Origin of the sequence: Bacteroides acidifaciens (genome assembly GCF_024623065.1) — a bacterium.
GTDB classification, from domain to species: domain Bacteria; phylum Bacteroidota; class Bacteroidia; order Bacteroidales; family Bacteroidaceae; genus Bacteroides; species Bacteroides acidifaciens.
The window spans coordinates 43,656-51,497 of record NZ_JANJZR010000028.1 but is presented as its reverse complement, the minus strand read 5'-3'; the positions used below and the strand labels follow the sequence as shown (position 1 = coordinate 51,497).

The following is a 7,842-nucleotide window of genomic DNA, read 5'->3' as shown; positions in this document are numbered from 1 at the left end:
GGAGACTATGTGACGAATAAAAACTGGTCGGTAAAGCCTATCTAACATAATCTCAGGAAAATTTAAACAGGCTCTTAATTATCAGGCACGGGTCAGGCAACTATTTTTACATTTCCGGTTTATAATCTATAAGTTGGCTAATCCGTGTCCGATATCCTATAATTACTACTGTTCAAATTAACGTTCCGTCTCTTTACCTGCTTCCTGCCAGGAATTGAATCCTTTATCGAGGTCAAAGACTTTATAGCCTTTCGCACTCAGAATGGCAGCAGCCTTCTTACTCCGTTTGCCGCTACGGCAATATACAGCCACCGGTTTGTCTTTTTGCAATAACGAATCCGCCATGGCAGCAAAAGAATCATCCATCACATTGATATTAATCGTTTTTGCGATATGCCCTTCCGAATATTCGGCCAATGTGCGGACATCCAGACGCTGTATATCCTCATTCTGAATAAGAGTATCGAAATCCTCTACATCCATTGACTGAAAGTCCCCTTTCTGCTGACAGGAGAAGAGGGAAGAAAGAAATAAAAATATCCCCACGGCCAGTTGATTCATTTTAAACATATGTACTCAATTCTTCAATTCAGTTCCGGGATATAGTCAAATCCGGGATTACAATATTTGTCTGACTCTTCGCCAGTCCCGTTCTCACCGTACTTGTAATATTTAAACTTAATCTTTATCACCCGGTCAGGATTTTCCGCATCTACATATTTCTCCAAAGGAACAGAGATATAAGCGCGTCGGTTGTAATACTCCGCATCACTGTTCGCATCATGATATAATAACATATTCACAATGCCTTTTGTTGCCAGTTCGGATACATCTTCCACTATGCCGAATACATGTCCCTTGCCAGTGCTGACTTTCAGATTCAGAATCATATTCAGATAATTCCGTCCCAGCCAAATGCTGACCATCTCTACAGGATCAGTCTTTACGCCGTCTTTATAAACCGGATCATCTTCCGGCTTGGGCTCCGGCGTCACAAGTGACTGCAAAGAATGAATACGGACACCGCCCGTCAGCAGTTCATAATTACTCATTACACGTCTGGAAGTATTCGGAGAAATAGCAGACTTTGTACGGTCTTCCAATACAGGCAACGACTCCCCTTTATCGGGGATAAGCGTCTGTATGCTACCATCCTCGCCGGACACTACTGTAACAAATTCCAGTTGCACCGAAGGATAATAATAGTCGTCATCTCCACAAGCAGTCATCAGGAATAGCAATCCCCACAACCAGACTATATGTAATTTACTTCTTCTCATTGGCAAGCAGCTAAATGATTTACTAACGGATTGGAATACATCAATAACAACTTCTCACGCAAAAATCCTTCATCCTTATTCGGAATCTTTATCTTGCTTAATTGTTGCTCGATATAGTTTATAAACCGTTGTTTCTCTTCTTCGGTATAGTTAGACGCAAACTTTGTCGTACCATTCAGCCAGTCGTATGCAACATAATTGCCCGGATACATACGGTAGTTACAATGAATCCTGCGGTCGATGCATGAAGAAATGCGGGCAAACAGTTCCGGTTTCGGCAACGAACGGTCCAAACATTGCAACTCATCATTCAGACAGGGGGCAACCTGAAAGTGCACTCTGCCTTTATAGCCGAACAGACCGGTCTGCATATTAATCAAATCGTCCTGAGTGGTCTTCTTGTATCCCTCCACATCCCTTTTCAATTGAAACTCCTGCGCTTTCAAAAAGTCGCAAGGGTCATACTCGTATGAAATGGCAAGCGGAGCGATATTCATTTCCATCAGACGTTCTACCCAATCGCCTTCGCCACCCATTGCCAACATTTTCAATACACTATCTTGTGTACGGTCGTTGGAATCTTTCGCGCGTCCTTCACGCTGCGCAATCCAGATGGACTGTTTTTTCTGCGAAATAGTGTAATGCATATAACGGGACATTCGTGCCGAAGACTCAAGCATCTGACGCATGGCCAATGCCCGCTGCACTATAAAGGATTTGTTGACACGAACCAGTTTCTTTATCCAAGGATAGATCAGCAGGTTGTCACCAATCGCAATCTCGACTGTATCCATCCCCTGGTCAATCAGCAGAATGGAAAGAAAGCCCGAGTCAAGAATAATATCCCTGTGATTTGATATGTACGTATAGGCCTTGCACTTGTCCGGTATAGCGGCATGGTCCAGTGTCAATCCGTCAGTATGGTCCGCCGCTATCTTCCACAAGATACCATAACAGAATGCTTCCTGAAACTCCAGTTTAGTCTTGCAAGCACGCATTTTCTGCGCAAGAAGTTCGAATGGAACGTTCGGGATAGCTCCGGTGGCAGCTTTCTGAAAAGCCGGATCAGCAATCAGTTCCTCAAAGATCTGAGGAAGTTCCTCATCATTATAAGGGCGAATCTCATTAAATTCTGTCAGGTCCATAGCGTGATTAAAATTTGTTTTCTATTATATCAGTCATCACATCCTTTATATCCAGTCCGGCCGCACGCACTTGCTGGGGAATAAAGCTGGTAGCAGTCATCCCCGGAGTCGTATTCACTTCGAGAAGGTTAAGCTTTTCACCGTCGGTCACTATATAGTCCACACGGATAATGCCGGAGCAACCCAATATATCATAGATAGCCGAAGTCAACATCTGCACACGCTTGGTCAGTTCGTCCGAGATGCGCGCGGGAGTGATTTCATCTACCTGACCATTGTATTTTGCATCGTAATCAAAAAACTCATTGTGCGTCACCACTTCCGTAGGCGGGAAGATGACTGTCTTCTCTTTGGTCTTATAGCAACCGCAAGTCAATTCCGTTCCATCCATAAATGCTTCGACAAGCACTTCTTCCGCTTCTCCGAAAGCCTTAACAATGGCCGGTTGGATTTGTTCTTTCGTTTTTACCTTGGTAACGCCGAAACTCGAACCACCCAGGCTGGGCTTAATGAAGCAAGGCAAACCAATCTTTTCAATGACATCCTCATCGGAAACTGATTGTCCCTGACGCAACAGTAATGATTCAGCAATGCGTACGCCAAAAGCTTTCAGATACTGGTTGCAGGCAAATTTGTCATAGGTAATGGCAGCAGCCAATACTCCACAGCAGGAATACGGAATACGCATCATGTCGAAATAACCTTGCAGGCGACCGTCCTCGCCCGGTGTGCCATGAATAGTGATATAAGCAAAATCGAACACCACCTTCTCTGTCCCGTTCGTAAAACTAAAATCATTTCTGTCCACCGGAACCCTGTTTCCATCCGGCAATTGTACTTCCCAGCGACGACCTTCCATCTCCACAATGTACAAATTATACTTTTCCTTATCTATAAAGGAATAAATACCCTGTGCACTACGCAGGGAAACTACGATTTCAGAGGTATCTCCCCCTGCCACGATAGCAATGTTGCGTTTCATTCTAATTCTCTATTACTTATATAGCCTCTCCACTTCTCGATAAGCCGGGTCATGTCATCCGGAAGTTCGGAAGTAAAATGCATTTCCTCACCTGTGACGGGATGCACAAACCCCAACGTCATAGCATGCAAAGCCTGTCGGGGACAAGTGTCAAAGCAATTATTTACAAACTGTTTGTATTTACTAAAATGAGTTCCTTTCAGTATCTCATGCCCGCCATAACGTTCGTCATTGAACAGTACATGACCGATATGCTTCATGTGGACACGAATCTGATGGGTACGCCCCGTTTCAAGTATACATTCCACAAGGGTGACGTATCCCAAGCGTTCCAACACACGGTAGTGCGTAACGGCATGCTTGCCCATCGTCGGGTCGGACATCACTGCCATCTGCATCCGGTCTTTCGGATTGCGGGCGATATTACCGACAATCGTTCCTTCATCCTGTTCTACAACGCCCCACACCAGAGCACGATATCTGCGTTTGGTAGTCTTATTAAAGAATTGGAGTCCCAGATTTGTTTTAGCGTCCGGCGTTTTGGCAATCACCAGCAAGCCCGAAGTGTCTTTATCAATCCGGTGGACAAGTCCGACATGCGGATCGTTCGCATCATAATCGGGGTTATCTTTCATGTGCCATGCAAGGGCATTGACGAGCGTACCGTGATAATTACCGTGTCCCGGATGCACTACCAATCCCGCAGGTTTATTCACGACCATCAGATACGGGTCTTCATAAACGATATTAAGGGGAATATCTTCAGGAATAATTTCATTTTCATAGCGCGGACGGTCCATCATCACCGTGATGACATCCAACGGCTTCACTTTATAGCTGCTTTTCACCGGTTTGCCGTTGGCCATAACGAACCCGTCTTCGGCAGCTTTCTGGATACGGTTGCGCGAGGCGTTGACCATACGCTCGAACAGATACTTGTCGACTCTGACCATCGCCTGACCTTTGTCTACAACCACGCGGAAGTGTTCGTAAAGTTGGGCTTCGTTACCGACAGGTTCTATATCATCCAAGTCATTTTCCAGTCCGTCCGGAAGTTCTTCCTCTATCATGTGAGTCTGCTTCTGTTATTTATCAATTAAAACCAACTGTCTTCCTGAGCAGGAGACGCGTCTGATGCCACAGGTTCTTCCGTATCCATACTGGTATCAGTAGCATCGTCTTCCAGCATATTGCCTGCCCCATTTCCTACCATTAGCGTGAGGGCGGAACCTACGGGAACTTTTTCCCCTGCCGTCAACTGGCGTCCCTGGTATTTCACACCATACACCCAATCTTTCTCACCATGTATCAACTGAATTTCAGTCAGTTTGAAGCCGGCACTCTGCAACTTCGCTTCTGCTTGCCGAAGGGAACTGTTATCCGCCACATCAGGAATGGCACGCAAAGGAATGTCCTGGGTATTGACTGTCAGGTATACAGTACGGCCTTCTTTTACTTTTTCTCCTACTCCCGGCTTTAAGTCAAGAATGATACCAGCGGCTTTGTCCTTGACATATTTGGTGTCGGAAATCACACACACCAGCCCATGATTACGGAACATTTTTGTTGCTTCTTCCACTGTCATGCCTTTCACATCGGGCACCATGACCGTCTCACCATGATGTGTATGCATATCGAGCCATTTCAACACACCGAATACCATCACTATCACCACCACAATCATGGCGATAATATTCAACCAGAAAAATTTATTTGTTTTAAAAGAAAAGAATTCTTTAATAGTCATACGCATTGCTGTTAATATGCGCCAAAGATACTACAAAATAGTTGAACTTTTAAAAAGTAGGCGATGAAAAATATCCTCAACCACGACGCAGGGGCACTAATTATCGCCAGAATTGCTGCAACTATAATCCCCACTCCTATAGATTTCAACAACCCTATTATGATTATGCGTTTTTTTCGGTCACGTACAGAAACAAAAAAGGCGAAGAATATACTCTCCGCCTTTTTTGTTTCCCTGATGGCAAGTGATTACCACTTTTGTCCGTTGTACTCATCAGAAACAGTCAGTTTCTTTCTGCCTTTTGCACGGCGGGCAGCTAATACTCTACGACCATTAGCCGATGCCATTCTCTCACGGAAACCGTGTTTGTTCTTTCTCTTTCTGTTAGAGGGTTGAAATGTTCTTTTCATTACTGTATCTTATTTTTATGTTATTATTCTACGTAATCGGGCTGCAAAAATAGGCACTTTTTTTAAATTAACCAAGAGATAACTCATTTTTGCTCAAAAGTTTTTGTGTTTTTTACCGATTTAGATTACTTTTGCACCCGAATTCCTACGAAAACAATTAAATAACAATAATATATTAAGAAGAATAGCAGTATGATTAATGCTCAAGACATCAAAAACGGAACTTGTATCCGTATGGACGGAAAGCTCTATTTCTGTATTGAATTCCTGCATGTAAAACCAGGTAAAGGTAATACCTTCATGCGTACTAAACTGAAAGATGTAGTAAGCGGATACGTTATCGAACGCCGTTTCAACATCGGTGAAAAACTGGAAGATGTACGTGTAGAACGTCGTCCTTACCAGTTCTTATATAAAGAGGGAGAAGATTATATCTTCATGAACCAGGAAACTTTTGACCAACACCCAATCGCACATGACTTAATCAACGGTGTTGACTTCTTACTTGAAGGCGCTGTATTGGACGTTGTTTCCGATGCTTCTACCGAAACCGTACTTTACGCTGATATGCCAATCAAGGTTCAGATGAAAGTTACTTATACAGAACCGGGAATGAAAGGTGATACAGCTACTAACACTCTGAAACCTGCCACTGTAGAATCAGGCGCAACTGTTCGTGTTCCGTTGTTCATCAGCGAAGGCGAAACAATCGAAATTGATACTCGCGACGGTTCTTACGTAGGACGCGTGAAAGCATAATTGACAAGAACATATAAAAACAGCCGATAGTCCAATGACTACCGGCTATTTTTATATACATACGGTTCTGTTCTTATTTATATCCTGCCGCTTTGGCAATTCTCTTCGGAATTTCAGTATTGTCTATCTTTTCACCAAACAAGTGAGAACCGGCTCCGATAGCGAATACCGGAACAAAACCTGCAGAGTGTCCGCCGCTTACCCAGCCGACCATAGATATTTCATCCATCACCTCTTTGGCACGTGCAGCCATTGGTTCGCTCTTTGAGTACATGCTTTCAGCAAATACCACCTTGTTCTTCACGAATGACTTTTCAAACTCATCACGCAATTTTTTTTCCTGTTCCCACGAAATAGGGAATTGTTTCCAGAAGCCCATTTCCTCACCAAGGAATGTTTTCATGTCTTCCCAAGTCACTTTATTGCCTTTTGATTTTCTCAATTCGCTGATACGTTGTGAAAGTCCGTCAGCAGAATGTTTCTGATATTGCAATGCTTTCAGGTTCAACGCATACTTTCCTGTGCCAAGTACGATACCGCCTGTTTCATGGTCGGCTGTGACAACAATTAAAGTTTCTTTCGGGTGCTTCTTATAAAATTCGTAAGCCACCTTAACGGCATCGTCCATATCTTTCACTTCATTGAACACAGTAGCGGCGTCATTAGCATGGCAAGCCCAGTCTATCTTTCCACCTTCTACCATCAGGAAGAAACCTTTATTCTTACCTTTCGTCAGGAAGTCGATAGCGCTTTCGGTAATCTGTGCCAATGTCAAATCACCCTCTTTGCGGTCAATGGCATAAGGCAGGCAGGACGGATTTGCTCCTTCTTCCTGGATAAGAATCATTTTGTCGGCTTTGCCGGCTTTCGCTTTATAGTCATTGTAACCACGCGCCACTGTATATCCTGATTCTTCAAAAATAGGGAAAATACTCGGAACCTCCTTCTTGTCAAAAGAAGTATTCGGTTTCAGGAAACCACCGCCTGCATAGAAATCAAAATTAGCCTTCGGCAAGTCAAGGGCAATTTCATAATTCATACCACGATCCGGTTGGTGTGCGTAAAATGCGGCTGGAGTGGCATGGTCTACACTGACAGAAGTAGTGACACCTACTTTCTTGCCGGCTTTCTTCGCTTTTTCGGCTACTGTCTGAATCGCATTCTTATCTTCTCCTACAGAAATAGCATGATTATACGTTTTCTGTCCCGTTGCCAACGCAGTGCCTGCAGCGGCAGAGTCGGTTACTGAATTTGTCGCAGAGAAAGTAGTTGCCATGGTAGCGACCGGGAATTGAGTAAATAATAAAGGCTCGACACCAATACGTCCGTTTTGAAGTTCGGCCTGATACATCTCCGTACCATTCACTTGGTTCACTCCCATCCCATCCCCGATGAAATAGAATACGTACTTTGCCTGACCGTTTGCCACAACGGAGATAAGGACAAAGAACAGTGTGTAGATTAACTTTTTCATTTTTTAGTAAGTTTATTATTAGATTAGTCGTCTACAAAAGTAGGA

Annotated in this window: 9 protein-coding genes; 1 reads left to right on the top strand and 8 read right to left on the bottom strand. The window is 43.9% G+C overall.

Features of this window, described 5'->3' with window-relative positions:
- Nucleotides 1–177: 177 nt before the first annotated feature.
- The 7 genes from NSB03_RS10300 to rpmH form a co-directional block, all read right to left on the bottom strand.
- The gene (locus NSB03_RS10300; RefSeq protein WP_024987066.1) at nucleotides 178–570 is read right to left on the bottom strand and encodes a rhodanese-like domain-containing protein; all 393 of its coding nucleotides are present in this window, start codon (nucleotides 568–570) and stop codon (nucleotides 178–180) included.
- Between the two features lie 14 nt (nucleotides 571–584).
- Nucleotides 585–1,280 carry a NigD1/NigD2 family lipoprotein gene (locus NSB03_RS10295; protein WP_024987065.1) on the bottom strand — a complete coding sequence of 232 codons (696 nt, stop codon included), beginning with the start codon at nucleotides 1,278–1,280 and terminating at the stop codon, nucleotides 585–587.
- On the bottom strand, nucleotides 1,277–2,425 hold the full coding sequence (locus NSB03_RS10290) for a 1-acyl-sn-glycerol-3-phosphate acyltransferase (protein ID WP_135035476.1): 1,149 nt from the start codon (nucleotides 2,423–2,425) through the stop codon (nucleotides 1,277–1,279). The genes NSB03_RS10295 and NSB03_RS10290 overlap by 4 nt, the downstream gene beginning before the upstream one ends.
- 7 nt (nucleotides 2,426–2,432) lie before the next feature.
- Nucleotides 2,433–3,407 (bottom strand): D-alanine--D-alanine ligase, encoded by a 975-nt coding sequence (locus tag NSB03_RS10285; protein ID WP_024987064.1) that lies wholly within the window; start codon nucleotides 3,405–3,407, stop codon nucleotides 2,433–2,435.
- Nucleotides 3,404–4,477, bottom strand: coding sequence for an RluA family pseudouridine synthase (locus NSB03_RS10280; protein WP_128824298.1), 1,074 nt, complete (start codon nucleotides 4,475–4,477; stop codon nucleotides 3,404–3,406). Before NSB03_RS10280 ends, NSB03_RS10285 begins: the two co-directional genes overlap by 4 nt.
- Before the next feature lie 26 nt (nucleotides 4,478–4,503).
- Nucleotides 4,504–5,154, bottom strand: a complete 651-nt coding sequence (locus NSB03_RS10275; protein ID WP_024987062.1) for a PASTA domain-containing protein — start codon at nucleotides 5,152–5,154, stop codon at nucleotides 4,504–4,506.
- 248 nt (nucleotides 5,155–5,402) lie between these two features.
- On the bottom strand, nucleotides 5,403–5,564 hold the full coding sequence (gene rpmH, locus NSB03_RS10270) for a 50S ribosomal protein L34 (RefSeq protein ID WP_005678985.1): 162 nt from the start codon (nucleotides 5,562–5,564) through the stop codon (nucleotides 5,403–5,405).
- Nucleotides 5,565–5,756: 192 nt separating this feature from the next.
- On the opposite strand from rpmH, the gene efp reads away from it, so the two are divergent.
- On the top strand, nucleotides 5,757–6,323 hold the full coding sequence (efp, locus tag NSB03_RS10265; RefSeq protein WP_024987060.1) for an elongation factor P: 567 nt from the start codon (nucleotides 5,757–5,759) through the stop codon (nucleotides 6,321–6,323).
- Nucleotides 6,324–6,396: 73 nt separating this feature from the next.
- On the opposite strand, the gene NSB03_RS10260 is transcribed toward efp, so the two are convergent.
- Nucleotides 6,397–7,797: an alkaline phosphatase gene (locus NSB03_RS10260; protein ID WP_121766122.1), complete on the bottom strand. Its 1,401-nt coding sequence runs from the start codon at nucleotides 7,795–7,797 to the stop codon at nucleotides 6,397–6,399.
- Between the last annotated feature and the right edge of the window lie 45 nt (nucleotides 7,798–7,842).